General features: G+C 73.4%; 23 protein-coding genes and 1 pseudogene. 8 read left to right on the top strand and 16 right to left on the bottom strand.

The genetic code is table 11. The features are described 5' to 3' along the window. Positions 1 to 8 precede the first annotated feature (8 nt). Together ABZ490_RS04830 and ABZ490_RS04825 are read right to left on the bottom strand one after the other, a co-directional pair. Positions 9 to 1,139, bottom strand: a complete 1,131-nt coding sequence (locus ABZ490_RS04830) for a thiolase family protein (RefSeq protein WP_358984149.1) — start codon at positions 1,137 to 1,139, stop codon at positions 9 to 11. Then, a complete protein-coding gene (locus tag ABZ490_RS04825) occupies positions 1,132 to 2,562 on the bottom strand; it encodes an AMP-binding protein (RefSeq protein ID WP_358984146.1) in 1,431 nt (476 codons plus the stop codon). The genes ABZ490_RS04830 and ABZ490_RS04825 overlap by 8 nt, the downstream gene beginning before the upstream one ends. Before the next feature lie 54 nt (positions 2,563 to 2,616). Here ABZ490_RS04825 and ABZ490_RS04820 point away from each other — a divergent pair, with 54 nt between their 5' ends. Beyond that, positions 2,617 to 3,384, top strand: coding sequence for an SDR family oxidoreductase (locus ABZ490_RS04820; protein ID WP_358984143.1), 768 nt, complete (start codon positions 2,617 to 2,619; stop codon positions 3,382 to 3,384). A 52-nt stretch (positions 3,385 to 3,436) separates the two neighbouring features. Here ABZ490_RS04820 and ABZ490_RS04815 read toward each other — a convergent pair whose 3' ends face one another. Then, on the bottom strand, positions 3,437 to 4,495 hold the full coding sequence (locus tag ABZ490_RS04815; RefSeq protein ID WP_358984140.1) for a phosphotransferase family protein: 1,059 nt from the start codon (positions 4,493 to 4,495) through the stop codon (positions 3,437 to 3,439). Beyond that, positions 4,492 to 5,877, bottom strand: coding sequence for an acyl-CoA dehydrogenase family protein (locus ABZ490_RS04810; RefSeq protein ID WP_358984137.1), 1,386 nt, complete (start codon positions 5,875 to 5,877; stop codon positions 4,492 to 4,494). The genes ABZ490_RS04815 and ABZ490_RS04810 overlap by 4 nt, the downstream gene beginning before the upstream one ends. A gap of 47 nt (positions 5,878 to 5,924) precedes the next feature. On the opposite strand from ABZ490_RS04810, the gene ABZ490_RS04805 reads away from it, so the two are divergent. Next, positions 5,925 to 6,692 carry an SDR family oxidoreductase gene (locus tag ABZ490_RS04805; protein WP_358984134.1) on the top strand — a complete coding sequence of 256 codons (768 nt, stop codon included), beginning with the start codon at positions 5,925 to 5,927 and terminating at the stop codon, positions 6,690 to 6,692. Between the two features lie 4 nt (positions 6,693 to 6,696). Here the strand turns inward: ABZ490_RS04805 and ABZ490_RS04800 are convergent, their stop codons facing one another. From ABZ490_RS04800 to ABZ490_RS04770, 7 genes are read right to left on the bottom strand one after another with little or no spacing between them, the layout of a single operon-like run. Continuing rightward, positions 6,697 to 7,734, bottom strand: coding sequence for a CoA transferase (locus ABZ490_RS04800; protein ID WP_358984131.1), 1,038 nt, complete (start codon positions 7,732 to 7,734; stop codon positions 6,697 to 6,699). Then, positions 7,731 to 8,687, bottom strand: coding sequence for a TIGR03564 family F420-dependent LLM class oxidoreductase (locus ABZ490_RS04795; RefSeq protein ID WP_358984129.1), 957 nt, complete (start codon positions 8,685 to 8,687; stop codon positions 7,731 to 7,733). The genes ABZ490_RS04800 and ABZ490_RS04795 overlap by 4 nt, the downstream gene beginning before the upstream one ends. Next, positions 8,672 to 9,094: a cobalamin-dependent protein gene (locus ABZ490_RS04790; RefSeq protein ID WP_358984126.1), complete on the bottom strand. Its 423-nt coding sequence runs from the start codon at positions 9,092 to 9,094 to the stop codon at positions 8,672 to 8,674. Before ABZ490_RS04790 ends, ABZ490_RS04795 begins: the two co-directional genes overlap by 16 nt. Beyond that, positions 9,094 to 10,671, bottom strand: a complete 1,578-nt coding sequence (locus ABZ490_RS04785; RefSeq protein ID WP_358984123.1) for a methylmalonyl-CoA mutase family protein — start codon at positions 10,669 to 10,671, stop codon at positions 9,094 to 9,096. The genes ABZ490_RS04790 and ABZ490_RS04785 overlap by 1 nt, the downstream gene beginning before the upstream one ends. Next, a complete protein-coding gene (locus ABZ490_RS04780; protein ID WP_358984120.1) occupies positions 10,668 to 12,110 on the bottom strand; it encodes a FadD3 family acyl-CoA ligase in 1,443 nt (480 codons plus the stop codon). Before ABZ490_RS04780 ends, ABZ490_RS04785 begins: the two co-directional genes overlap by 4 nt. A 5-nt stretch (positions 12,111 to 12,115) precedes the next feature. Then, positions 12,116 to 13,294 carry an amidohydrolase family protein gene (locus ABZ490_RS04775; RefSeq protein WP_358984117.1) on the bottom strand — a complete coding sequence of 393 codons (1,179 nt, stop codon included), beginning with the start codon at positions 13,292 to 13,294 and terminating at the stop codon, positions 12,116 to 12,118. Between the two features lie 37 nt (positions 13,295 to 13,331). Then, positions 13,332 to 14,894: an AMP-binding protein gene (locus tag ABZ490_RS04770; protein ID WP_358984114.1), complete on the bottom strand. Its 1,563-nt coding sequence runs from the start codon at positions 14,892 to 14,894 to the stop codon at positions 13,332 to 13,334. Between the two features lie 93 nt (positions 14,895 to 14,987). Between ABZ490_RS04770 and ABZ490_RS04765 the strand changes: the two genes are divergently transcribed. The 3 genes from ABZ490_RS04765 to ABZ490_RS04755 are packed head-to-tail and all read left to right on the top strand — an operon-like array spanning position 14,988 to position 17,434. Then, positions 14,988 to 15,989 carry a ferredoxin--NADP reductase gene (locus ABZ490_RS04765; protein ID WP_358984111.1) on the top strand — a complete coding sequence of 334 codons (1,002 nt, stop codon included), beginning with the start codon at positions 14,988 to 14,990 and terminating at the stop codon, positions 15,987 to 15,989. A gap of 1 nt (position 15,990) precedes the next feature. After that, entirely contained in the window at positions 15,991 to 16,710 is a 720-nt protein-coding gene (locus ABZ490_RS04760; RefSeq protein ID WP_358984108.1) for an enoyl-CoA hydratase/isomerase family protein, read from the top strand. Next, positions 16,700 to 17,434, top strand: coding sequence for an alpha/beta hydrolase fold domain-containing protein (locus ABZ490_RS04755; RefSeq protein ID WP_358984105.1), 735 nt, complete (start codon positions 16,700 to 16,702; stop codon positions 17,432 to 17,434). The genes ABZ490_RS04760 and ABZ490_RS04755 overlap by 11 nt, the downstream gene beginning before the upstream one ends. Here the strand turns inward: ABZ490_RS04755 and ABZ490_RS04750 are convergent. Genes ABZ490_RS04750 through ABZ490_RS04735 form a run of 4 tightly spaced genes read right to left on the bottom strand, consistent with a single transcriptional unit; the run spans position 17,415 to position 21,874 of the window. Further along, a complete protein-coding gene (locus ABZ490_RS04750; RefSeq protein WP_358984102.1) occupies positions 17,415 to 19,013 on the bottom strand; it encodes a GMC family oxidoreductase N-terminal domain-containing protein in 1,599 nt (532 codons plus the stop codon). The genes ABZ490_RS04755 and ABZ490_RS04750 overlap by 20 nt on opposite strands. Before the next feature lie 10 nt (positions 19,014 to 19,023). Beyond that, on the bottom strand, positions 19,024 to 20,271 hold the full coding sequence (locus tag ABZ490_RS04745) for an amidohydrolase family protein (protein WP_358984099.1): 1,248 nt from the start codon (positions 20,269 to 20,271) through the stop codon (positions 19,024 to 19,026). Then, complete coding sequence (locus ABZ490_RS04740; RefSeq protein ID WP_358984096.1) at positions 20,271 to 20,600, bottom strand: hypothetical protein; 330 nt, start codon at positions 20,598 to 20,600, stop codon at positions 20,271 to 20,273. Before ABZ490_RS04740 ends, ABZ490_RS04745 begins: the two co-directional genes overlap by 1 nt. A gap of 14 nt (positions 20,601 to 20,614) precedes the next feature. Continuing rightward, on the bottom strand, positions 20,615 to 21,874 hold the full coding sequence (locus ABZ490_RS04735; protein WP_358984093.1) for an SRPBCC family protein: 1,260 nt from the start codon (positions 21,872 to 21,874) through the stop codon (positions 20,615 to 20,617). 120 nt (positions 21,875 to 21,994) lie between these two features. On the opposite strand from ABZ490_RS04735, the gene ABZ490_RS04730 reads away from it, so the two are divergent. From ABZ490_RS04730 to ABZ490_RS04720, 3 genes and pseudogenes are all read left to right on the top strand, one after another. Then, entirely contained in the window at positions 21,995 to 23,410 is a 1,416-nt protein-coding gene (locus tag ABZ490_RS04730) for an aldehyde dehydrogenase family protein (RefSeq protein ID WP_358984090.1), read from the top strand. 14 nt (positions 23,411 to 23,424) lie between these two features. Then, on the top strand, positions 23,425 to 23,805 hold the full coding sequence (locus tag ABZ490_RS04725; RefSeq protein ID WP_358984087.1) for a carboxymuconolactone decarboxylase family protein: 381 nt from the start codon (positions 23,425 to 23,427) through the stop codon (positions 23,803 to 23,805). Next, positions 23,802 to 24,623 (top strand): annotated as a pseudogene (locus tag ABZ490_RS04720) (NAD(P)-dependent oxidoreductase); the annotation flags it as partial. The gene ABZ490_RS04725 and the pseudogene ABZ490_RS04720, both read left to right, overlap by 4 nt. Positions 24,624 to 24,637: 14 nt before the next feature. Here the strand turns inward: ABZ490_RS04720 and ABZ490_RS04715 are convergent. Next, the gene (locus ABZ490_RS04715; protein WP_358984084.1) at positions 24,638 to 25,267 is read right to left on the bottom strand and encodes a TetR/AcrR family transcriptional regulator; all 630 of its coding nucleotides are present in this window, start codon (positions 25,265 to 25,267) and stop codon (positions 24,638 to 24,640) included. Positions 25,268 to 25,311 lie beyond the last annotated feature (44 nt).

Raw genomic sequence — 25,311 nt, 5'->3', positions numbered from 1 at the left:
GGCGCCGCTCAGGGCGCCGCCACCTCCACCACCACCGCGGACCCCATCCCCCCGCCCGCGCACATCGACGCCACCCCCACTCCGCCGCCCCGGCGGCGGAGTTCGTGGACGAGGGTGACCAGCATGCGCGCGCCGGAGGCGGCGACCGGGTGGCCCAGGGAGCAGCCGCTGCCGTTGACGTTGACCGTGTCGGCGTCGAGGCCGAGGCGGTGGACCGCGGCGACGGGGACGGAGGCGAACGCCTCGTTGATCTCGAAGAGGTCGACGTCGGCGACGGACATCCCGGCCCGGCCGAGGGCCTTGGGGATGGCCTGGACGGGGGTGAGGCCCGTCTCCGCCGGATCGGCGGCGACCGACGCCCAGGCGCGGACGGTGGCGAGCGCGGGCAGGCCCGAGCGGTCGTCGGCCACGGCGAGGACCGCCGCCGCGTCGTTGGCGCCGGAGGCGTTCCCGGCCGTGATCGAGAAGCCCTCGATCTCCGGGTGCAGCGGCTTCAGCCGGGCCAGTCTCTCGGCGCTGGTGTCACGGCGCGGGTGTTCGTCGGCCGTGAAGACCCCGTGGGGGGTGTCCAGGGGCACGGTCTCGTCCTTGAAGCGGCCCTCGTCGAGCGCGCGGACCGCGTTGCGGTGCGACCGCAGCGCCCACGCGTCCATCTCGGCGCGGCCGATGCCGGCCCGGACGGCCGTGTTCCAGCCGACGGTGACCGACATGTCCAGGTTGGGGGCGTCGGGGCGGTCGGGGTGGGAGGGCGGCACCCAGCGCTCGGCGCCCCGGAAGGTCAGCCGGGGCGCGGTGGACAGGGACTGCACGCCGCCCGCGAGGACCAGCCGGTCCATGCCGGCCCGGATCGAGGCGGCGGCGGTCTGGACGGCGGCCAGACCGCCCGCGCAGTGCCGGTTGAGGGCCAGCCCCGGTACGTGCGGCAGGCCGGCGGTGAGGGCGGCGTGGCGGGCGACGACTCCGCCGCCGTAGTGCGACTCGGCGAGGACGACGTCGTCCACCCGGTCCGGGTCGAGTCCCTCCGCCACCGCGCCGACCACCCGCTCGGCCAGCTCATGGGCGGTGGTGTCGCGCAGGGTCCCCTTGAACGCGGTGCCGATCGGGGTGCGCAGGGCGGCGACGATCACGGCTTCAGGCATCGGCGGCCTCCTCCAGTTCGGCGACGAGGGTGCGGCGGAGCAGCTTTCCGGTGGCGGTGCGGGGCAGTTCGGGGCGGAAGACGACGGTGTCGGGGGTCTTGGCCGAGCGCAGGCGGGCCTTGGCGTAGGCCCGGATCTCCTCCGGGTCGCCCGCTCCGACGAGGACGGCGACGAGCCGCTGCCCCCACTCCGGATCCGGCACCCCGAGCACGGCGGCCTCCCGCACGCCCGGGTGTTCGAGGAGGACGTCCTCGATCTCGGCCGGGGCGATGTTCTCGCCGCCCCGGATGATGGTGTCGTCGGCGCGGCCCTCGATGTAGAGGTAGCCGTCGGCGTCGAGCCGCCCCCGGTCCCGGGTGGCGAACCAGCCGTCGCTGACGCCGTCCTCGGCGCCCGCGTACTCGCCCGAGATCTGGTCCCCGCGGACGAAGACGAGCCCGGTGGCCCCCGCCTGAAGGACCTTGCCGTCCTCATCGCGGATCTCGACCTCGATGCCGGGCAGCGGCCGGCCGACCGAGCCGAGCCGCTCACGGACGGCCGGTTCGTCGGAGGCGACGGCCCGCCAGTGGTCGTCGGGGCCCAGCACGCACACCGAGGAGGCGGTCTCGGTCAGTCCGTAGGCGTTGACGAACCCGGTGTCCGGGAACTGCCGCAGCGCCCGCTCCACCACCGGCCGGGGCGCGCGGGCGCCGCCGTAGGCGAGGCTGCGCAGGCTCGGCGCCCCGGCCGGCGCGTCGCCCAGTTCGGCGGTGATCCGGGCGAGCATGGTCGGCACGAGCATGGCGTGCGTGACGTGCTCGCGCCGTACGGTCGCCAGCCAGCCGGCCGGGTCGAAGGACGCCTGGTAGACGATGCGGCGGCCCGCGTAGAGGTTGGTGAGGAGGTTCATCAGGCCGGCGACGTGGTACGGCGGGAGCGCCACCAGGGTCGCGTCGGACGGGTCGGCGGAGCCGAAGTCCTGGGTGTTGAAGACATAGGAGAGGAGATGGCGGTGGCGCAGCAGGGCCGCCTTGGGGGCGGCCGTCGTCCCGCTGGTGTAGAGGACGACGGCGGTGGCGTCGCGGTCGTCGGGGGCGGGCCGTGGGGCGGGGTCGCCGGGCGGGTCGAGGAGGGTGTCCAGGTCCTCCGGGCGCAGGAGTTCGGCGCCCGGGTGGCGGGCCGTGAGCTCCGCCGACTGCTCAGGTGCGAGACGGTAGTTGAGGGGCACGAAGGGGACTCCCGCCAGCGCCGCGCCGAACAGGGCGACGGGGTAGGCGAGGTGGTTCGTCCCCAGGTACAGGACCGCGGAGCGGTCACGGAAGCGGTCGGCCGCGTGGTGCGCGAGGCGCTGGAGTCCGGCGGCGGAGAGCGAACGGCCGCCCTCGGTGACGGCCGGCCGGTCCCCCGCGGATGCGGCCATTTCCAGGATCACGGCTATGTTCATGAGAACGCCATTCTCATACACTCAGAGGCCGACTTGCAAGAGAGGGGAATGACGGTGCTGATCGAAGGTTCCTCGGCCCTGGTGGTCGGCGGTGCGGGCGGTCTCGGCGAGGCGACGGTACGGCGTCTGCACGCGGCCGGGGCCCGGGTCGTGGTCGCCGATCTCGCGGACGACAAGGGCAAGGCGCTCCAGGACGAGCTCGGGGTGCGGTACGTGCGCACCGACGCCACCGACGAGGAGGCGGTGGCGTCGGCGGTGCGGGAAGCGGCGGACACGGGGCCGTTCCGGATCGCGGTGGACTGTCACGGCGGCCCGGCGAGCGGCGGCCGGCTGGTCGGCAAGGACGGCTCGCCGCTCCCGCTGGAGGGCTTCCGCACGACGGTCGACGTCTATCTCACCGGCGTCTTCAACGTCCTGCGGCTGGCCGCCGCGGCCATCGCCCGCACCGCGCCCCTCGACGGGGACGGCGGGCGGGGCGTCATCGTCACCACCTCGTCCATCGCCGGCTACGAGGGGCAGGTGGGCCAGCTCCCCTACGCGGCGGCCAAGGGCGGGGTGACGGCGATGACCCTGGTGGCCGCCCGGGACCTGTCCCCGCTCGGCGTCCGGGTCGTCTCGGTGGCGCCCGGCACGATCCTCACCCCCGCCTATGGCAAGGCGGGCGAGCAGCTGGAGGCGTACTGGGGGCCGCAGGTGCCCCACCCGCGCCGGATGGGGCGCCCCGAGGAGTACGCGGCCCTGGTCCGGCACCTGTGCGAGAACGACTATCTGAACGGTGAAGTGGTGCGCCTGGACGGCGCGTTGAGGTTCCCGCCCAAGTAGGGCCGCCCCGGCCGGCTGAGTCGGCTCAGTCGGCTCAGTCGGCTCAGCCGGCTCAGTCGGCGTCCATCTCCTGCCGCGCCTTCGCCCACAGCCAGCCCGCGTAGCCGTGCAGCCCCTCGCCGAGCCCGCGGTTCATCTTTCCGGCGAGGGCGCGGGCGTAGCTGCCCTCCAGGAGGGCGGCGAGGCGGAAGCAGGCGAGGACCTGGTACCAGCGGAAGCCGGAGACGTCCCGGCCGGTGGACTCGCCGTAGCGGGCGACGAGTTCGGCGCGCCCCGGCACCCCGTCCCAGGGCTGGAACTGGGGGTCGCTGCCGGGCGGGTCGCCCTTCTCGCGCCAGGCGGTGAGGATCCAGGCGAGATCGAGGAGGGGGTCGCCGAGGGAGGCCATCTCCCAGTCGACGATCGCGGCGAGGCGGGGGGCGTCATGGGCGAACATGACGTTGGCGAACTGGAGGTCGCCGTGCACGATCCCGGTGGCGCTCTCCTTCGGGGTGTGCGCGGCCAGCCAGTCGGCGACCCGGTCGACCTCGGGGGACTCGCCCTCGCGGTAGCCGGGGGTGTCGCGGTAACCGTGCAGCATCTTCAGGTACTTGGGCGTCTGGCGCTCCAGCCAGCCCTCGGGTCGGCCGAGATCGGCGAGGCCGTGCCGGGCCGGGTCGACGGCGGCGAGCTCGGCGGCCCCGTCGACGAGGGCGAGGGCGAGCGAACGGCGCCAGTCGGCGTCCTCCGCGTACCGCCCGGGCAGGGTGCCGCGCGGGGCGAAGCCGTCGATCTTCTCCAGGACGGAGAAGGGGCCGCCGAGCACGTCGTCGTCGAGCACGCTCGCCCGCAGCCGGGGGTGCGGCACGTCGGTGCCGGCGAGGGCGGCGAGGACGCGGCTCTCCCGGCGGAACGCGTCGGAGGCGCCCGAGCGCAGATGGCGGCCGGGGCGGCGCAGGACGAGTTCGGTGCCGTCGGCGCGGCGGAGGGTGAAGAGGAGGTTCTGGGCGCCGCCGGTGAGCGGTTCGAGGGCGGCCACGGGTCCGTCGCCGGGGAGGCCGTCCAGGCCCGTCCAGGCGTTGAGGCGGTCGAGGTCGGCCTCGAGGCCGGCCGTGGGGTCGCTGCCGGTCACCAGGTCACCGCCGTCTCGGGAAGGCGGTCCGCGTACCGGGCGCGGGCCGCGGCCAGCCGGGTGGGCAGATGGGCGGAGCCGAAGAGCGGGTCGTCGGCGGGTTCGACACCCTTGAGCAACAGCCGGGCCACGACGTCCTGGTGGGCCTCGGTGGGGCCGTCGGCGACGCCCAGGGTGGGGCCGGAGTGCCACATCTTGGTCAGCGGCAGTTCGTTGGAGACGCCGAGGGCGCCGTGCAGATGGAGGGCGCGGTAGGCGACGTCGACCAGGACCCTGGGGGTGGCGACCTTCACCCCGGAGACATGGAGGCGGGCGCGGCGGGCGTCGGCGCGGTCGCCGGTGCGGGCTGCCTTGTCCATGTGCCAGGCGGCGTGCAGGACCTGGAGCCGGAACTGCTCGATCTGGATCCAGGTGTCGGCGAGTTGATGGCGCACCGCCTGCTGGTCGGCGAGGGGCCCGCCGCGGGTGCGGCGGGAGGCGATGCGCTCGGTCATCATCTCCAGCGCCTTCCTGCACTGCCCGACCGAGCGCATCGCATGGTGCAGCCGGCCGCCGCCGAGGCGGGTCTGGGCGATGAGGAAACCGGAGCCTGGTTCGCCGAGGAGGTTCTCGGCGGGGACCCGGCAGCCGGTGAAGCGCAGATAGCCGTGCACGCCCTCGCCGAGCGGCTCGCCGCCCATGCCGGTGCCGCGCACCATCTCCATGCCGGGTGTCCCGGCCGGGATCAGGATCATCGAGGCGCCCTGGTGGACGGGCACCTCCGGATCGGTGACCACCATGGCGATGACGAAGGCCGCGAGCGGGTAGTTGGAGGCGAACCACTTCTCGCCGTCGATCACCCACTCGTCGCCGTCCCGCACGGCCGTGCAGGTGAAGCCGCCGGGGTCGGCGCCGCCGGTCGGCTCGGTCATCGCGAAGGTGGAGACGATCCGCCCGTCGAGGAGCGGTTCGAGGTACTCCTTGCGCTGCTCCTCGGTCGCGTAGTGGGCGAGGATCTCCGCGTTGCCGGAGTCCGGGGCCTGGGTGCCGAAGCACATGGGCGCCCAGCTCGACCGGCCGAGGATCTCGTTCAGCAGGCCGAGGTGCACCTGCCCCATGCCCATCCCGCCGAGCGCGGGCGGCAGATGGGCGGCCCACAGCCCCTGTTCGCGCACCCGCCGCTGCAATGGCCGTACGACCTCACGGAAGACCTCGCTCCCCCGGTCGTAGGGCTCGGCGTGGCCCGGGAACAGCACGTCCAGCGGCTCTATCTCCTCACGGACGAGTCGCGCGGCCCAGTCGAGTTTCTCCTGGAACGCGTCGTCGGTACTGAAGTCCCACATGACGCACCCTCCCACGTTGACGCCCTCGTCGACACCTGCCCAGAATGCTATTCTGCGCAAGCGAGAACGATACTCTCACTCGCGAGAACACTCCAGGAGGCGGCGGGATGGGATACGCGGACGAGCTGTTCGACCTCACCGGCCGGGTCGTGCTGGTGACCGGCGGCAGCCGGGGGCTCGGGCGGGCCATGGCGTTCGGCGCGGCACGCTGCGGCGCCGACGTGGTGGTGGCCAGCCGCAGGCGCGAGGTCTGCGCGGCCGTGAGCGAGGAGATCGAGAAGGAGACCGGACGCTCGGCCCTGCCGTACGGCGTCCACGTGGGCCGCTGGGACGAACTGCCGGGCCTGGTCGACGCGGTGTACGACCGCTTCGGCCGGCTGGACGCGCTGGTCAACAACGCGGGGATGTCCCCGGTCTACGACGACCTCGGCACCGTGACGGAGCGGATGTTCGACGCGGTGCTGGACCTCAACCTCAAGGGCCCGTTCCGGCTGTCGGTCCTCGCGGGCACCCGGATGGCACGGGCGGGCGGCGGCACGATCGTCAACGTCAGCTCCACGGGCTCCGTGCGGCCCCGCCCGGCGATCGTGCCGTACGCGGCGGCGAAGGCCGGGCTCAACGCGCTGGGCGAGGGTCTCGCCCACGCCCTCGGCCCGGCCGTGCGGGTCAACACCCTGATGTGCGGCCCGTTCGCGACCTGGGCGACCCGGGGCTGGCAGGAGGACCCGGAGCAGCTCGCCGAGGGGGTCCGTCCGCACGCCCTGCGGCGCATCGGCGCCCCGGACGAGATCGTCGGCGCGGCGCTCTATCTGCTGTCGGACGCGTCCTCGTACACGAGCGGGGCGACCCTGCGGGTGGACGGCGGGATGCCGTAGCGGATCAGAGGAGGTCGCCGTGCTCGCCGAGGCGCGGCGGCGGGCCGTACGACGGCGCGTGCCCGGGGATGCGGAACGGGCTGCCCACCAGACGGTGGCCGCCCGCCTCGACGACCGCGCCCGGTGTGGCGGCCAGGGCCTCGGGCAGGGTGCGCACGGCGGCCGCGGGCACCCGCAGGGGCCGTAGCCGGGCCTCCCAGCCGGTCGCCGAGTCGGCGGCGAGGGCCTGCGTCACGACGGCGACGACCTCCTCGCGGTGGGCCGCGCGCTCGGCCATCGTCGGGTAGCCCTCGATGCCGGCCTCGGTGGCGAAGGAACGCCAGAAGCGGTCGTGGGTGATGAAGAGGGCGAGGTGGCCCTCGGCGGTGGGGAAGAGCTGGGCGGGGACGTAGTGGGCGTGGGCGCCGCCGAGGCGGCGGGGCGCGCGGCCCTCGCCCAGCCAGGCGGCGGCGTGGTAGTTGAGCTGGGACAGCATCACGTCCCGCAGCGACACCTCCAGCTGGCCGCCCCGCCCGGAGTGCACCTGCGCCAGCAGGCCCAGGGCCGCCGCGAGACCGGCGGAGTTGTCCGCCGAGGAGTAGCCCGGCAGCAGGGGCGGGCCGTCCGGGGCGCCGGTCAGGGCCGCGATGCCGGTGGCGGCCTGCACGACGTAGTCGAAGGCGGGCGCGTCGCCCGCGTCCAGGCCCCAGCCGGTGAGGATCACGCACACCAGCCGCTCGTTCCAGGGCGCGAGCGCCTCGTAGGTGAGGCCGAAGCGGTGGACGGCGGAAGGCTTGAGGTTGACCAGCAGGGCGTCGGCGTCCCGGACCAGTTCGCGCAGGTGCCCCTGGCCCCGCGCGGTCGCCAGGTCCACGCGCACCGAGCGCTTGCCCCGGTTGAGGCTGGCGAAGTAGGCGTCCGAGACCTGCCGGGAGAGGTCCCCGCCGGGCGGCTCCACCTTGGTGACCCGCGCGCCCAGATCGGCCAGGAGCATGGTGGCGTAGGGGCCCGCGAGGATGTGGCCGACCTCCAGGATCCTGAGGCCCGCGAGGGGTCCGGTCACCGGAACGCCGCCGCGAGCGCCGCCACCGCGTCCCGGGTGCGCAGTTTCGAGGCGACGAGTTCCTCCCGGCCGTCGCCGATCGGAAGCAGGCGGACCGACAGGTCCGTCACCCCCGCGTCCGCGAACCGCCGGAACCGGGCCTCGATGGCCGCCTCGTCGCCCGCCGCGCACAGGTCGCCGACGTCACGGGCGTCGCCGTACTCCAGCAGCCGCTGGTAGTTGGGCGAGATCTCGGCCTCGCCGAGGATGCGGTTGGCGCGCTCGCGGGCCGCGTCCACCTCGTGGGGCGCGCACAGGCAGACCGGGATGCCCGCGACGATCCGCGGGGCGGGCCTGCCCGCCGACTCCGCCGCCTTGGTGAGGACCGGCACGACATGGTCGGCGACCGCCCGCTCGTCGGCCATCCAGAGGATCGTGCCGTCGGTACGCTCCCCCGCGACCCTCAGCATCACCGGCCCCAACGCGGCCATCAGCACGGGGAGTTGGGCGACCGGGGCGATCGTCAGCGGGTTGTGGACCCGGAAGCGCTCGTTCTCGACGTCCACCGAGGCCGTCCCGCTCACCGCCGCGCCCAGCACCTCGAGGTAGTCGCGGGTGTACGCGGCGGGCTTCTCGTACGGCACGCCGAGCATGTCCCGCACGATCCAGTGGTGCGAGGCACCGACGCCGAGCGCGAGCCGGCCGCCCGCCGCCGCGTGCGCGGACAGGGCCTGCCGCGCGAGGGCGACGGGGTGCTGGGCGTGCACCGGGACGACAGCGGTGCCGAGCTCGATGCGCGACGTGGCCCGTCCCATCAGGGTGACGGCGGTCAGCGCGTCGAAGTCGGTGGGTACCTGGGGCACCCACACCGTGTCGAAGCCGGCCTCCTCCGCCCAGCGGGCGTCGTCGACCATCCGTGCCGCCTTGTGCGCGGCGTCGCCCCGCTCGGGGCCGCTCATCACTCCGACTCGCATGTCGGCTCCGTCCTGTCGGTGAGGGCGCGGATGTCCGCGACGATGACGTCGAGCGGGGTGCCGGTCGGGTACACGGCGGCCGCTCCGGCCGCGCGCAGCCTCGCGACGTCCCCCGCGGGGATGGTCCCGCCGACGACGACCGGGATGTCCTCCCCGCCGGCCGCCCGCAGCGCCTCGACCGTGCGCCGGGTCAGCGCCAGATGGGCGCCGGACAGGATGGACAGCCCGACGAGGGCCACGTCCTCCTGTACGGCGGTGGCGGCGATGTCGTCGACACGGCGCCGGATGCCGGTGAAGACGACCTCGAACCCGGCGTCGCGCAGCCCGCGCGCGACCAGTTTGGCGCCCCGGTCGTGACCGTCGAGACCGGGCTTGGCGACCAGGACCCTGAGGGGAGTGCCGGGCATCAGAACACCACCGGCTGCCGGAACTCGCCCCACACCTCGCGCAGGGCCCCCGCCATCTCCCCCACCGTGCAGTAGGAGGTGGCGCAGTCGATCAAGGGCTCCATCAGATTGGCGTCTCCTTCGGCGGCGCGGCGCAGCTCCGTGAGCCGGGCCCGTACGCCGGCCGGGTTCCGCTCCGCCTTCACCCGTGCCAGCCTCTTCAACTGCCGGTCGCGGCCCTCGGCGTCCAGTTCGTAGGTGGCGAGGTCGGGCGGCGGCTCGTCGACGGTGAACCGGTTGACCCCGACCACCGGACGCTCCCCCGAGTCGACCGCCCGGTGCAGCCGCCATGCCTCGTCGGCGATCAGCGTTTGCAGATACCCGTCCTCGATGCACCGGACCATGCCGCCGTGCGCCTCCAGGTCGGCCATGACCCGCTCGATGCGTTCCTCGGTGGCGTCCGTCAGCGCCTCCACGAAGTACGAACCGCCCAGCGGGTCGGCGACCTTGGTCACGCCCGTCTCGTGGGCGAGGATCTGCTGGGTGCGCAGGGCGAGGGTGGCGGACTCCTCGCTGGGCAGCGCGAACGGCTCGTCCCAGGCGGCGGTGAACATCGACTGCACCCCGCCGAGCACGGAGGCGAGCGCCTCGTAGGCGACCCGGACGGTGTTGTTGCGGGCCTGCGGCGCGTACAGCGAGGCGCCGCCCGCGACACAGCCGAAGCGGAACATGCCGGCCTTCTCGGTCTTCGCGCCGAACCGCTCGCGTACGAGGGTCGCCCAACGCCTCCGGCCCGCACGGTACTTGGCGATCTCCTCGAAGAACTCGCCGTGGGTGTAGAAGAAGAAGGAGATCTGCGGGGCGAACTCGTCGATGGTCAGGCGTCCGCGGGCGAGGACCGTCTCGCAGTACGTCACCCCGTCGGCGAGCGTGAAGGCCATCTCCTGGACGGCGGTCGCGCCCGCGTCGCGGAAGTGGGCGCCGGCGACGGAGACCGCGTTGAAGCGGGGCACCTCGGCGGCGCAGAACTCGACGGTGTCGGCGATCAGCCGCAGCGAGGGCTCGGGCGGCCAGATCCAGGTGCCGCGCGAGGCGTACTCCTTGAGGATGTCGTTCTGGATGGTCCCGGTGAGCCTCGCGCGCGGGATGCCGCGCTTCTCGGCGGCGGCCACGTACAGGGCGAGCAGGATCGCCGCCGTGCCGTTGACGGTGAAGCTCGTACTGATGCGGTCCAGCGGGATGGCGTCGAAGAGGATCTCGGCGTCGGCGAGGGTGTCGACGGCGACGCCGACCCGGCCGACCTCGTCGGTGTACTCGGGGTCGTCGGAGTCGTAGCCGCACTGGGTGGGCAGGTCGAGGGCGACGGACAGACCGGTGCCGCCCTGGTCGAGGAGGTAGCGGTAGCGGCGGTTGGACTCCTCGGGAGTGCCGAAGCCGGAGTACTGACGCAGGGTCCAGGCGCGGCCCCGGTAGCCGGTGGGGTAGTTGCCGCGGGTGAAGGGGTGGACGCCGGGGGCGGGCGGCTCGGCGCGCCGGTCGCCGGGGCCGTAGACCGGCTTCAGGGGGATCCCGGAGGCCGTGGTGTCGTCGTACGTCATGACAGCTCGTCCTTCATGACCTTGCCGGTGGCGTTCAGCGGCAGTCCGGTGCGGAACTCGATGCGGCGGGGCACCTTGAAGCCGGCCATGCGCTCCTTCGCCCAGGCGATCAGCTCGGCCTCGGTGACCGGGCCGCGCGTCACCACGAACGCCTTGCCGACCTGTCCCAGCCGCTCGTCGGGCACCCCGATCACGGCGGCCTGGGCGACCGCGGGATGGCGCATCAGGAAGCCCTCGATCTCGGCCGGGTAGGCGTTGAAGCCGCCGACGACGAACATGTCCTTCTTGCGGCCGACGATCCTGAGTCGGCCGTCGGCGTCGAGTTCTCCGAGGTCGCCGGTGTGCAGCCAGCCGTCCGGGTCGATCGCCTCGGCGGTGGCGGCGGGGTCGTCGAGATAGCCGCGCATCACGCCGTAGCCGCGCACGAGGACCTCGCCGTCGTCGGCGACGCGGATCTCGAAGCCCTCGCAGGGGCGGCCGACGGTGGTGGCGACGGCCTCGTGCGGGTCGCCGGGGCGGGAGGCGGTGACGGTGCCGGCCTCGGTGAGGCCGTAGCCGGTCATCAGATGGCGGAACGGCAGTTCGGCGGTGATCCGGCGGACCAGCTCGACGGGGATGTCGGCGGAGCCGGTGACCGCGACCCGCAGGGAGGACAGGTCGCGGCCACCGTCCGCCTGAAGGAGGGAGTGATAGAGGGTGGGCGGGCCCGGGAGGACCGTCACCCGCTCCTTCTCCACCAGCTCCAGCACCCGGTCGGTGTCGAACACGGCCAGTGGCAGCACGCACGCGCCCCGGATCATCGAGGCCACCAGGCCCGCCTTGTAGCCGAAGATGTGGAAGAACGGGTTGACGATCAAGTAGCGGTCTCCGGTGCGCAGTTGCGCGAGGTCGCACCACTCCGCGTAGAGCCGCAGGGTCTGGCCGTGGGTGGTCATCACGCCCTTGGGGCGGCCCGTCGTCCCGGAGGTGAAGACGATGTCCGCCAGGTCGTCCGGGCCGACCTCGCGCTCCAGGGGCTCGCCCGAGCCGAGGAACCCGTCCGTGCGCAGGTCGATCACGGGGACCCCGGGCGGGCCGGTGAACTCCCGGTCCAGGAAGCCGCCCTGCACCAGCAGCAGCTTGGCGCCGCTGCGCACGACGATGTCGTGCGCCTCCTCGTCGCGGAAGCGGGTGTTGACCGGGACGAGGACCCCGCCGGCCGTGAGCAGGCCGAACGCGGCGACGATCCACTCGGCCGAGTTGGGCGCCCACAGCGCCACCCGGTCGCCGGGGCCGACGCCCGCCGAGGCGAACGCCCCGGCGGTGCGCCGGACCTGGTCGGCCAGTTCGGCGAAGCTCAGCCGCCGCTCGCCGTCGACCACGGCCTCGGCGTCGCCGAAGCGCTCGGCGGCGTCCCGCACCAGAGCGGGAATGCTCGGCCACCGCACTGTCGTGCTCATCCGTCTCATCCGTCGATCAGGCGGGCCAGGTTGCCGCCCATGACCTTCGCCTTGTCCTCCTCGGTGAGCTTCACCAGGTGGTCGACGTAGGTGACCGGGTCGGCCAGGCCCTCGGGGTGCGGGTAGTCGGAGCCGAACAGGACGCGCTCGATGCCGATGAGATCGCCGAGGGCGGCCATGTCCTCCTCCCAGAACGGGCTGATGTGGATGTTCCGCCGGAAGACCTGGACCGGGTCCTCCCGGAACTCGTGCGGCATCTTCTTGTACACGTCGGCCAGCCGGTCCAGGACGGGCAGCACCCAGGAGGCGCCGTTCTCGATGACGGCGACCTTCAGTTCGGGGAAGCGGGAGAGCGCGCCGTGGCAGATCAGCGAGGACACCGCGTCCTCGATCGGCCGCCACTCGGTGACCTGCCGGAACGCGTTGGGCTTGAACGGCAGGAACTCGCGCCGGTTGCCCTCCCAGTCGTTGGCGTGGCGCGCGTAGCCGGAGTCGGAGGAGTGGAGGGCGACCAGGACGCCGGTCTCCACCACCCGCTTCCAGAACGGGTCGAACTCCGGGAGCGCGAAGGAGCGGGTGCCGCCGAAGCCGGGCACCGGGGCCGGACGGATCAGGATCGCGCGGGCGCCGCGCTCCACCACCCAGTTCAGCTCGTCGATCGCCTTCTCGACGATCGGGAGCGTGATGACGGGGACGGTGAAGATCCGGTCCTTGTAGGTGAAGCCCCAGGTCTCGTGGAGCCACTGGTTGAGGGCGTGGACGACCGCGTGGATCAGCTCCGGGTCGTCCTTCATCCGCTCCTCGATGAGGCTCGCGAGCGTCGGGAACATCAGGCTGCGCTGGATGCCGAGGTCGTCCATGAGGGCGAGCCGCGGGGCCGGTTCGCGGAAGGCGGGGACCGCGCGCATGGGCTCGCCGAAGATCTCCCGGCGGGTCTTGCCGTCGGGGTTGCCGACCTTGAAGTACTCCTCCATGGCACCCGGGCGGGCGACCACGTCGAAGGTGGGGTTCGGGATGTACTCGCTGATCTGCCCGCGGATCGCGATCTTCGTGCGGCCGCGGACGTTCACGTACTCGATCGCCCCGTCGTACTCCTTCGGGAGGTACCGGGTGAGCGCTTCCTGCGTCTCGTAGAGGTGGTTGTCCGCGTCGAACAGCGGATACGCGAGATCACGAGAGGGCATGAGAGATCCTCCTTCGCCGATAGCGAGAATCGTATTCTCACTTGGGTGGAGTGGCAATGCTGTGTCGGAGCACGAACTTCTTGACCTTGCCGCTCGGGGTGCGGGGGAAGTCGTCGACGGTGTGCACCTGTTCGGGCCACTTCTGGCGGGCCATGCCGGAACGCCCGAAGTGCAGCCGCAGTTCGGCGAGGCCCGGCGCCGACCAGCCGGGCAGCATCCGCAGCACGGCGGCGGCCCGCTCGCCGAGCCGCGGGTCGGGCGCGGCGACGACCGCCGCCTCCGCCACCCCCGGCAGGCCCAGCAGGACCTCCTCGACCTCCAGGGCGCTGATGTTCTCGCCGCCCCGGATGATGACGTCCGCCTTGCGGTCGGTGATGGACAGCCAGCCGTCGTCGTCCACGACCCCGATGTCACCCGTGCGGTACCAGCCGTCCTCGTCGAAGGCGGCGGCGGTCAGAGCCGGGTCGGTGTAGCCGAGGCAGAGGTCGGGGCCGCGGGTGAGGATCTCGCCGTCGTCGTCGAGCCTCACCTCCACCCCGGGCAGCGGGAGTCCGTCGGTGTGCAGGCGCTTTTCGGCCGGTCCGTCGTACGGGGTGCAGGTCACCGAGGGATGCTCGGTGGAGCCGTACGCCCGGAACACCGTGATGCCCAGGTCCTCCAGCCGGGTGGTCACGGCGGAGGCGACGGACGCGCCGCCGAGGCCGGCGTACCGCAGCCGGGCGAGATGCTCGGGCGTGCGGTCCGGGTGGTCGAGCAGGCTCGTCATGTAGTACGTCGCACCGCCGCCGACGGTCAGCCCCTCGTCCTTCATCAGGGCGAGCGCCCGCGCGGGGTTCCAGGTGTCGCCGAGGTGGACCGGGGTGCCGTCGAGCACGGGGATGAGGAAGGCGTTGACCATGCCGATGAAGTGGCCGACCGGGGCGACGGTGAACTGGCGGCCCCGGTCGGGCGGATAGCTCCCGGCGAGCTGGCGGGTCTCGAAGCCGAGGGTGCGGTGACTGTGGACGACACCCTTGGGGTCGCGGGTGGTGCCGGAGGTGAAGGCGATCAGGGCGGGGGCGTCCGGGTCGACGGGGAGGGTGCCGGGCAGCGGCTCGTCGGCGAGCAGCTCGTCGAAGTCCCGGCCGACGACACCGACGACCGGCACCGAGGCGCACAGCCCGGGGTCGAAGGCGAGGCGTCCGAAGCGTTCGGCGGCGAAGAAGGCCTTCGGGCGGGTGGCCTCGACGATGTACCGGACCTCTTTGGGGCCGTAGAAGTGGACCACCGGGACGACGACCGCGCCGAGGAAGGCCGAGGCCCAGAAGACGGCGGCCGCCTCCCTCCAGTTGGGCAGCTGCATGACGATCACGTCACCGGGGCCGACGCCCCGCGCCGCGAGTCCGCCGGCCAGCCGCCGGGCCGTCCGCTCGACCTGCGCGAACGTGCCCGCCCAGGGCCGCACCTCGGAGTGGACCCGGAACTCGGTGTCCCCCGCCGCGGCCAGCCCCTTCGTCAGCAGGTCGCCGAGGGTCTCATGGGTCCACCACCCCTCGGCCTCGTAGCGCGCGGCCAGTTCGGGCGGGACCGGACGCAGGGCACCGGAAGGGAAGGTCGGCATGAAGGGGATCGCCTCCTCTGCTGCGGGAGAACCGCAGGAGAACTGCAGTCGCGAGAATTGCACTCTCGCACAACGAGAAGGTAACTTCCATACATGGCACGCGACCACGGCTTCCATCCGGTGCGGATCACCCGGATCGTCGACGAGACGCCGGATGTGCGCACATTCGCCCTCGACGCCGGATTCCCCTACCGCGCGGGGCAGTTCCTGACGTTCCGGCTGCGCGGCACCCTGCGCAGCTACTCGATGTCGAGCTCCCCCGACACCGACGGCGAGGTGTGCGTGACCGTCAAACGGGTGCCGGGCGGGCTGGTGTCCGGCTGGATGCACGACGCGCTGCGGCCCGGGGACGTCCTGGAGGCCACCCGGCCGAGCGGAACGTTCTGCCTCCGCCCCGACGCGGCCGGCCGGCCACTGGTCGCGTTCGCCGGCGGCAGCGGGATCACTCCCGTGTTCTCCCTGGTGAAGAGCGCGCTGGCGACGACCGCACGGCCGGTGCGGCTGCTCACCGCCCACCGCGACGCACCGGCCGCGATCTTCCGCGCCGAGCTGGCGGAGCTGGCGGACCGCCACCCGGGGCGGCTCACCGTGCGGCAGCACCTCGACGACCGCGACGGCCTGGTCACCGCCGGGCGGGTCCGCGACCTCGCGGGCGACGGCTCGGCCGACTTCTACCTCTGCGGCCCGGCGCCGTTCATGACCCTGGTCGAGGAGACACTGCTCACACTGGGGGTCCCCGGGGAGCGGATCGTCGTCGAACGCTTCACCCCGGTGAACGGCGCGGCGCACGGCACGGCGGCCCCGCCCGCCCGGCCGGCCGACGGCACGGTCACCGTCGTTCTGCGAGGTCAGCGGCGCTCCGTGCCGCGGCGGACGGGCGAGACCCTGCTCCAGAGCGCCCGCCGCGCCGGGTTCACCCCGCCCTTCTCGTGTGAGTCGGGCGACTGTGCGACCTGCATGGCCCGGGTCACCGCGGGGGAGTCAAAGATGCGGGTGAACAACGCCCTCGACGCCGACGAAGTCGCCGAGGGGTATGTGCTCACCTGCCAGGCGGAGCCGGCCTCGCCGGACGTGACGGTGGAGTACGAGGACTGACATGGTCGAGCTGGAGATCGAGAACGGGCTCGCCGTCGTCACCATCGACCGGCCGCACGCCCGCAACGCCGTCGACCTCACGACCATGGGCGAGCTGGAGAAGGCCCTGGACGCGGCCGGGGGCGCCCGCGCGCTCGCGGTGACCGGGGCCGGCGACAAGGCGTTCGTGTCCGGCGGCGACCTCAAGGAGCTGGCGCGGCTGCGCACCGAGCCGGAGGCGGCGGAGATGGCGCTCAGGATGCGCGCCGTCTGCGACCGCATCGCCGCCTTCCGCGGCCCGGTCGTCGCCGCCCTGAACGGGCACGCGTTCGGCGGGGGCGCGGAGGTCGCGGTCGCCGCCGACCTCCGGATCGCCGCCGAGGACGTCCGCATCGGCTTCAACCAGTCCCGGCTGGCGATCGTGCCGGCCTGGGGCGGGGCCGAGCGGCTGGCCCGGCTGGTGGGCCCGGGGCGGGCGCTGCTGCTGGCCGGCACCGGCCGGACCCTCGACGCCGCCGAGGCCGAACGCCTCGGCCTGGTCGACCTGGTCCTGCCGCGCGCCGGATTCACGGGCGCCTGGCGGGAGGTGGCCCGCGCGCTGGCGACCGCGCAGGCCGGAGAGATCAAGGAGCTGACCACCCGCACGAGAACGCCGGAGGAGGCCGCCGCGGCCTTCGCCCGGCTGTGGGTGGCTGACGAGCACTGGGAAGCGGCCGAGAGGGTGATGTCCCGTGGCAAGTGAAGTCCGCGTCGAGGAGGGTCCGTTCGGGCCGGAGGTCCGCCCGGACGGACCGGTGGAGCAGACGGTGCTGTATCTGCACGGGGACCCGCGGCTCGCGGGCACCCCGCAGGACGCCCTGCCCACCGCCCGTGAACTGGCGCGCTCCACCGGGTACGCCGTGCTCTGCGCCCGCTACCGGCCCCGGTTCCCGCAGGCGCTCCAGGACGTGTACGACGCCTGGGAGCACTGCCGGGCCCGGGGCGGCGCCGTGGCGGTGGCCGGCAAACGGCTCGGCGGGGCGCTGGCCGCCGGTCTGCTGCTGCGGCTGCGCGACGAGGGCGCTCCCCCGCCCACGTGCGCGGTGCTCGTCTCCCCGCTCCTGGACTTCACTCTGGACGCGCCGAGCCTGCTGCTGAACGCGGCCGCCGACCGCACCGTGGACGCGCAGGCGCTCCCGGTCCGGGCGGCGGCGTACGCCGGGCCCACCCCGCGCGCCACTCCCCTGCTCAGCCCGCTGCACGGCAATCTGCACGGGCTGCCCCCGATACAGCTGCACGCGGCCGGCACCGAGGTCCTGCTGGACGACGCCCTGTCCTTCGCGACCCGGGCGGCGCACTCGGGGGTGGCGGTGGACCTGCGGGTGTACGAGGACGCCTCGGCGCTGGGGCTGCGGCAGGCGGGGGCGACGGCGGAGTACCTGATGTCCAGGTGCCGGTCGGGGAATCTCAGTCTTCGTCCAGGATGAACCGCGCCGCCCGCCACGCCAGGGCCATCACGGGCCCGTTGAGGTTCCCGGAGACCATCGCGGGCAGGACGGAGGCGTCGACGACCCGCAGGTGGTCGACGCCCCGCACCCGCAGCCGCGCGTCGGTCACGTCGTCCGGGCCGGGGCCCATCGCGCAGGTGCCGATCGCGTGGAACCCGCAGTAGCCGCCGTCGAGCGAGCTGCGGATGATCTCCTCGTCGGTGCCCGTCCCCGGTCCGGGGAACGTCTCCCGCCGGATCCGCGAGGCGATCGGCTCGGTGGCGAAGAACTCCCGGAGCCGCCGGAAGAGTGCGGCGCCCACCTCGCGGTCGTACGCCGACCGCCAGTAGCCGGGGTCGATGTCCAGGCCGGCGTCGGGGTCGGCGGAGGTGATCGCGAGGGAGCCCTCGGAGGTGGGCCGGAGCACCATCGCGCAGGCGGACAGGCCCGGTTCCCGCTCCACCCCGGCGGGTTTCCCGGGCGTGAGCGCGCCGAGCGACCAGGGGGCGAGGAGGATCTCGGCGTCGGGGCGGGCCGCTTCGGGGCGGGTCTTCAGGAAGCCGATCACGTCGTAGGCGGGCCGGGCGAGCGGGCCCTTGCGGGTGAGCAGGTAGCCGGCGCCGGTGCGGGCCTGGGCGGCCGGCGTGGCGAGGAGGTGGTTCACGCCGAGGGGGGCGTTCAGCCGGAACCGCAGGGCCAGGCAGCGGTGTTCGCGCAGCCGGGCGCCGACGTGCGGCCGGTCGAGGCGGACGTCGACTCCGGCCCGCCGGAGCGTCTCGGCGGGGCCGATGCCGGACAGCTGGAGCAGCCGGGGGGTGCCGAGGCTGCCGAGGGCGAGGACGACCTCGCGCCGGGCCCGGACGTCCTCCTCGTGCCCTTCGGCGGTGCGGACCCGTACGCCGACGGCCTTGTCGCCGTCGAACAGCACGCGCAGGGCCGTCGTGCGGTGGGCGACGGTCAGCTGGGGGCGGGAACGGGCCGGGCCGAGGAAGGCGCGGGCGGCGCTGAAGCGCTGGCCGGCCTTGATGGTGGCCATGGCGTACCCGATGCGCTCGCCGTCCTCCTCGTTGACGTCGGGGACGGTCCGCAGGCCGAACCGGGCGCCGGCGGCGAGGAGTTCGTCGCACAGGGGATCCGGGTCGCGCACCCCCGACACATGCAGGGGGCCGCCCGCGCCCCGGGTGGTGGTGGCGCCGAACGCGTTGTCCTCCAGCGCGCGGAACACGGGCAGGATCTCGTCCCAGCCCCAGCCGGGGTTGCCGAGTTCCGCCAGGCCGTCCCAGTCGGCGCGGGTCCCCCGGTTGTAGACCATGCCGTTGACGGCGCTGGAACCGCCCAGCACCTTGCCCCGCACCCACACCTCCGGGTTCCCGCCCTCCCGGAGCGGGCGGGTGCGGTAGTGCCAGGAGAAGGCGGGGTCGCCGAAGAGCTTCCCGACGCCCTTGGGGATCCTCAGATACGGGTGCCGGCCGGTGCCGCCCGCCTCGACGAGCAGCACGCTGGTCCCGGGGTCGCGCGAGAGCCGGTCGGCGAGCACACAGCCCGCCGATCCGGCGCCGACGACGACGTAGTCGTACATCCGTCTCTCCTCACTGGTCGTCGCGGTACACCCGCCCGTCCTTCATCACGAAGCACACCCGTTCGGTGACCGAGAGGTCGGCGAGCGGGTCGCCGGGGACGGCGACGACGTCCGCGAGGAGTCCCTCGGCGAGCCGTCCGCGGTCGTCGGCGTCGATGAGCTCGGCCGCCACGGCGGTCGCGGCGCGCAGCGCGTCGAGCGGCCGCATGCCCCGGTCGGCGAGGGCGAGCAGTTCCTTGGCGCCCCGGCCGTGCGGGATCGCCGGGGCGTCGGTGCCGAGGGCGACCTTGACGCCGCGCCGGATCGCCCGGGCGGTGGACTCCCGGGCACGCGGGAAGACCTGGGCGGCCTTGGCCCGCAGTTCCGGGTCGGCGTGGGCGGTGTCCATGCCCTCGGTGAGATAGGTCGTCGCGACCAGGAAGGTGCCGCGTTCGGCCATCAGGTCGAGGGTGGCGTCGCTCGCGAGGAAGCCGTGCTCGATGCAGTCGATGCCGGCCTCGACGGCGGCGCGGATCGCGGTGTCGCCCATGCAGTGCGCGGCGACCTTCACCCCGGCGCGGTGCGCCTCGTCGACGATCGCGCGCAGTTCCTCGTCGGAGTACTGCTGGGCGCCGGCCGGTCCGGTGTGCGACATGACGCCGTTGGAGGCGCACACCTTGATCACCCGGGCGCCGTACTTGAGCTGGTACCGGACCGCCTTGCGGACCTCGGCGACGCCGTTGGCGATGCCCTCCTCGACGGTCAGCGGCAGCACGCCCGGCGCGAACGCCTGGAACATGGTGGGGTCGAGATGGCCGCCGGTCGGTGCGATGGCGTGTCCGGCGGGCACGATGCGCGGTCCGTCGACCCAGCCCAGGTCGATCGCCTTCTTCAGCGCCACGTCCAGGAGCACGCCCCCGGTCTGCACGAACAGACCGAGGTTGCGTACGGTCGTCCAGCCGTGGTGGAGGGTGCGGCGGGCGTTGGCGACCGCGCGCAGGGTCCGTACGGCGGGGTCCTCCTGGACCGGGATGAGGGGGCTGCGGTGGTCGGGGCCGCCGAGGAAGAGGTTGACCTCCATGTCCATCAGGCCCGGCAGCAGGGTGACGTCCCCGAGGTCGCGCACCACCGTGCCCTCGGGGAGCCTGGCGGGCCGGCCGACCTCGGCGATCCGGTCGCCGACCACCAGCAGTTCGCCGGGCTCGACCAGTTCCCCCTTGTCGACGTCGAGGAGACGGGCGGCCCGCAGCAGGACCGGTGGCTCCGGGGGCCGTTTCATCACACGGCCGGTTCGACGACGGCGTCGATGCTCGACGGGCCGCTGTCGGGGACGCGCGGCTGGCCCCAGGCCTCCACCGGGAAGGCGACGGTGATCAGCGAGCAGAACGCCCACAGCAGGTGCTTGTCCTCGTCGCCGATGCCGTCGAGCCGGACCTTCTCCAGATACGCGGTGCCCTTCTCCAGGAGCGGGAACGCCACGTCGTAGAAGGCCTGGAGCTCCTCCATGGTGGAGGCGATCCGCTTGGCGTAGCGGAGCTTCTCGCCGTGGATCGCCCAGTCGGCGAAGGGCTCCAGGCCGGCGAACTCGGCGGGAAAGACGTGGGCCATGTCCGGGATCTCCCTCACTTCGCGTACTCGTCCACGAACCTGCGGGCCGTGGAGTGCAGATGGCGCAGCAGAACCTCCTGGTCGCACAGCGGGAAGCTGTCCAGGGTGCGCGACTCCAGCATGGTCTGGGTGGCTTCGAGGGTGTTGCCGTCCTGGAGGCCGTACTCCTTGAACGACACCACCGCCAGCTCCTGCTGGAGGCGCTGGAAGGCGTTCTCCGGCGGGACGAAGTAGGCGGTGCCCTCGAAGATGTGCGTGTTGTACGAGGTCGGCCAGTAGTGGTAGGTCAGCACCCAGTTGGGCCGCCAGATCAGCAGCATGAAGTTGGGGAAGAAGACGAAGGAGTCCATGCCCCAGACCTTGCTGCGGGTCGGGTTGACCGCCGGCGGGAGCTGCTCGGTGGTGACGCCGATGTCGGGGGCCTCCCAGGCGCCGAACAGACCGCTGCGCAGGGCCCGTTCGACGGGCTTGACCATGGCGTGCTCCTTCGGCGGGGCGATGCCGCCCCAGGAGGAGACCATGCTGTGCGGGCCGTCGATGTCGTAAGAGAGGGCCTCGTAGCCGTACTTCTTGATCTTGGCGGCCTCTTCGGCGACGTACTGGCCGGAGTGCAGGATCGGCGCGTGGTAGAACTCGGCGAACGCGTCGATGAACAGCTTCCAGTTGCTGCCGATCTCGGCGCGGTACTTGTGCACCTGGGTGAGCTTGTGGAACGGGTAGCCCTCGATGCCGTCGCCGAACTTGCCGAGGTAGTCCTTGAGGGACTGGGTGTTGTCGGGGTCGAGGTTGACGAAGATGAACCCCTCCCAGACCTCGGTGTGCACCTGCATCAGCCCGTAGCGGGACTTGTCCAGGTCGAAGAACTCCGACTCCTGCTGGACGAAGCTGAGCTTGCCCTCCAGGTCGTAGCGCCAGGCGTGGTACTTGCAGGTGAAGGCGCGGCAGGTGCCCTTGGTCTCCTCGCGCGGATAGTCGTCCCAGACGAGCTTGTTGCCGCGGTGCCGGCAGACGTTGTGGAAGGCGCGCACCTCACCGTCCGTGCCGCGCACCACGACCACGGAGGCCCGGGCGGCGTCCAGCTCCTTGGTGAAGTAGCTGCCCTTGCGCGGGAGTTGCTCGACGCGGCCGACGTTCAGCCAGGTCCGGCGGAAGATCGCGTCTCGTTCGCGTTCGTAGAACTCCGGCGAGATCGAGTCCGCGTAGGAGACCGGCTCGGTGTCGATCTCGAAGTGCTCGGTCCAACTGCCCTCGGAGGGCTTCGGGAAGTAGGCCATGGAACGGAACCTCCGGTCGGTTGACCCCGTCAAGATAACAGCGATCTCTCTTGAGGAGAATACCGTTTCCGCTTATCGTCGGCAGAGTTCTCGACGACGCCCGGCCCCGGGAGGACGCACGTGACCGCTGCCCCGCGCCACCAGCACTGGATCGACGGCCGGGACGCGCCGCCGGCCGGCGGGACCTGGCTGACGACGCTCGACCCGGCCACCCGCGCGCCCGGCGACCCGATCGCCGCGGGCACGGCCCCCGACGTGGACCGCGCGGTGGCGGCGGCCGAACGGGCCCGGCACGGCTGGGCCGCCCTCTCCCCCGCCGGGCGCTCGTCCGTGCTGCACCGGATCGCCGACGCGATGGAGGAGGACACGCCGACGCTGATGCGGCTGGAGCGGGAGTGCACCGGCAAGGTCCCGGCGCAGCTGCGCCTGGAGGCCGACCTGTCGGTGCAGTACTTCCGCTACTACGCCGGCGTGGTCCGGGCCGCCGGACAGGGGCGGGTGATCGAGCAGGGGGCGGGCGCGCACACGTACACCCGCCACGAGCCGTACGGCGTCGTCGGGGTCATCACCCCCTGGAACCTGCCCCTGAACCAGGCCTGCCGGGCGCTCGCCCCGGCGCTGGCGACGGGCAACGCGGTGGTGGCCAAGCCCTCGGAGTTCACCTCCGCCTCCACCCTGCGCCTGGCCCGGCTCGCGTCCCGCGCCGGGCTGCCGGACGGCGTCCTGAACGTGGTCACCGGCACCGGCCCGCAGGCGGGCGCCGCGCTCGCCGCGCACCCGGGGGTACGGCGGCTCGCCTTCACCGGGTCGGTGGCCACCGGGCGGCTGCTCGCCGCGACCGCCGCCGGGCGGCTGATCCCCCTCACCCTCGAACTGGGCGGCAAGTCACCGCTGCTGGTGTTCGCGGACGCCGATCTCGACGCGGCGGTGGCGGCGGCCGTGTCGGCGCTCGCCGCCAACGCGGGGCAGGTCTGCTCGGCGACCACCCGGCTGCTGGTGGAGGAGTCCGTCCACGACGAGGTGGTACGGCGGGTGGTCACGGCCGTGGAGAGGCTCCGCCCGGGGGTGGACTTCGGTCCGCTGATCACCGAGGCGCAGTACGAGAAGGTGCTCGGCCTGCTCGCCGGCACCCCGGGGGCGGCGACCGGCGGCGGGCCGTACACCGAGGGGCCGGCGGCGCGCGGGCTGTATGTACGGCCCACCGTGTACCCCCGGGTCGATCCGGGCGCCCGGATCGCCCGCGAGGAGGTGTTCGGGCCGGTGCTGGTGACCCTGCCCTTCCGGGACGAGGCGCAGGCGCTGCGGCTCGCGAACGACACCGACTACGGGCTGGTGGCCGCGGTCTGGAGCGGCGACCTGGCCCGCGGGCTGCGGCTGGCCGAGCACATCGACGCAGGACAGGTGGCGGTCAACGGCGGCCCCCTGACCGTGGAGACGCCCTTCGGCGGCTACAAGCAGAGCGGTCACGGGCGGGAGAAGGGGCTGGCCGCCCTGCACGAGTACACCCAGCTCAAGACGATCAGCGCACGGCTCTGACGAGGAGGCAGCGGATGTACGACGGCGACTGGCAGCGGGCCGCACGGGCGGTGCGCGCGGAGGTCATCGGCGACGACGGCGGCCGGGCGGCCCCGCCCGGGGACCCGGTGCCGCGCGAGTACCAGGACTACCTCACCGCGATGGCCTGGGGCGTGTGGGCCCGCGGCGGACCGCTCAGCACCCGTGACCGCAGTCTGCTGGTGCTGGCGATGACGGCGGCGACCGGCCGGATGGACGAGTTCCGGATCCATCTGCGGGCCTCGGTGAACGCGGGGGTGACGGACGACGAGGTGAACGAGCTGCTATACCAGATCACCGCGTACTGCGGCGCCCCGGCGGGGACCGCGGCCCGCTCGGCGATCCGCGAGGTGCGGGCCGCGCGGGAGGGAGCGTGAACGCGCCGGTCGTGGGGTTCGTCGGGCTCGGGAACATGGGCGGCGCGCTCGCCGCCAACCTGGTGCGGGCCGGGTTCGAGGTCGTCGCGTACGACGCCGCGGGACCGGACCGCACCCCGCTCGGGGCCCGCTGGGTGCCGGGCCCCGCGGACGTGGCCCGGGGCGCCGACCTGGCCGTGCTGAGCCTGCCCGACGGGACGGTGTGCGAGGAGGTGATGCGGGACCTCGTGGGCGTCCGCGACCGCCGTGTCACGCATGTCGTGGACACCTCCACGGTCGGGGTGGTGGCGGCGCGCAGACTGGCCTCGATGGGGCTGGCCTATGTGGACGCGCCAGTGTCGGGCGGCGCCGCCGGGGCCCGCAGACGGACCCTGATGGTCATGTACGCGGGCACGGACGAGCACTGCGCACGGGTCGAGCCGGTGCTCGCGGGGCTCAGCGACCGCCGCCGCCGGGTGGGCGACCGGCCGGGCCAGGCGCAGGCGCTGAAGCTCGCCAACAACTTCCTGTCCGCCACCGCGCTGGCCGCGACCAGCGAGGCGGTGGCCTTCGGTACGGCGGCGGGGCTGGATCCGGCGGTGATGGTGGAGGTCCTCGACGCCTCCAGCGGACGCAGTGGGGCCACCGCCGACAAGTTCCCGGACGAGGTGCTGACCGGGCGGTACGCGTCGGGCTTCAGCAACACGCTGATGGCGAAGGACGTACGGCTCTATCTGCGCGAGGCCGCCGGGCTGGGCGGCGCGGCGGCGGTGGCGGTGGCCGGGGTGACGGAGGCGGTGTGGGGGGCGTTCGCGGCGGCGCAGCCGGGGGCGGACTTCACCCGGATCTATCCCTACACCGCGGGCAGCCCCGGGTCGGCCGAGGATGAGGGGGACGCGGCGGAGGCGGGGACCGGCGCCTCCTCGCCGGAGCCCAGCAGCACGGACAGCACCTCGCGCACGACCTCCGGGTAGCGCTCGTCGCCGTCCTGGTCGGCCAGCCACAGCTGGTGGATGCCCTCGACCAGGGCGAACAGCGCGGTCGCGCCGGTACGGGTGTCCAGGCCGCTCGGCAGCCGGTCCCCGTACCGGGCGGCCAGCCGGCCGGCGAGATGGTCCTGGAGGGTGCGGCAGCGGTCGCGGACATAGCCGAGGGCGGGTTCCTGGCCGGTCACCGCCTCGGCCATGACCACGCTGTGCATCCGGGCGAGGGAGGGGTGGTGCTGCTCGAAGGCGACGGCCTCGGCGAAGTCGCCGGCCCAGTCCTCGCCCACCGTGCGGTCGGCCAGGTTCTCCCGGGCGAGCCGGTTGCGCAGCTCCAGCACCTCCAGCAGCAGCCGCTTCTTGCTGGGGAAGTAGTGCAGGACGCCCTGCCGGGTGAGCCCGGCGCGTTCGGCGACGGCGTCGATCGAGGTGTGCTTGAACCCCCGGTCGGCCAACACCTCCAGGGCCGCTTCCAGGATCTCCTCACGTCGTGCGCACACCACGGAGCCGCCCCTTTCCGCCGTTGGACGGGTGCGGGCTCACC

Source organism: Streptomyces sp. NPDC005811 (assembly GCF_040630405.1).
Taxonomy (GTDB): Bacteria; Actinomycetota; Actinomycetes; order Streptomycetales; family Streptomycetaceae; genus Streptomyces.
This window is presented reverse-complemented; position numbering and strand designations above follow the sequence as displayed.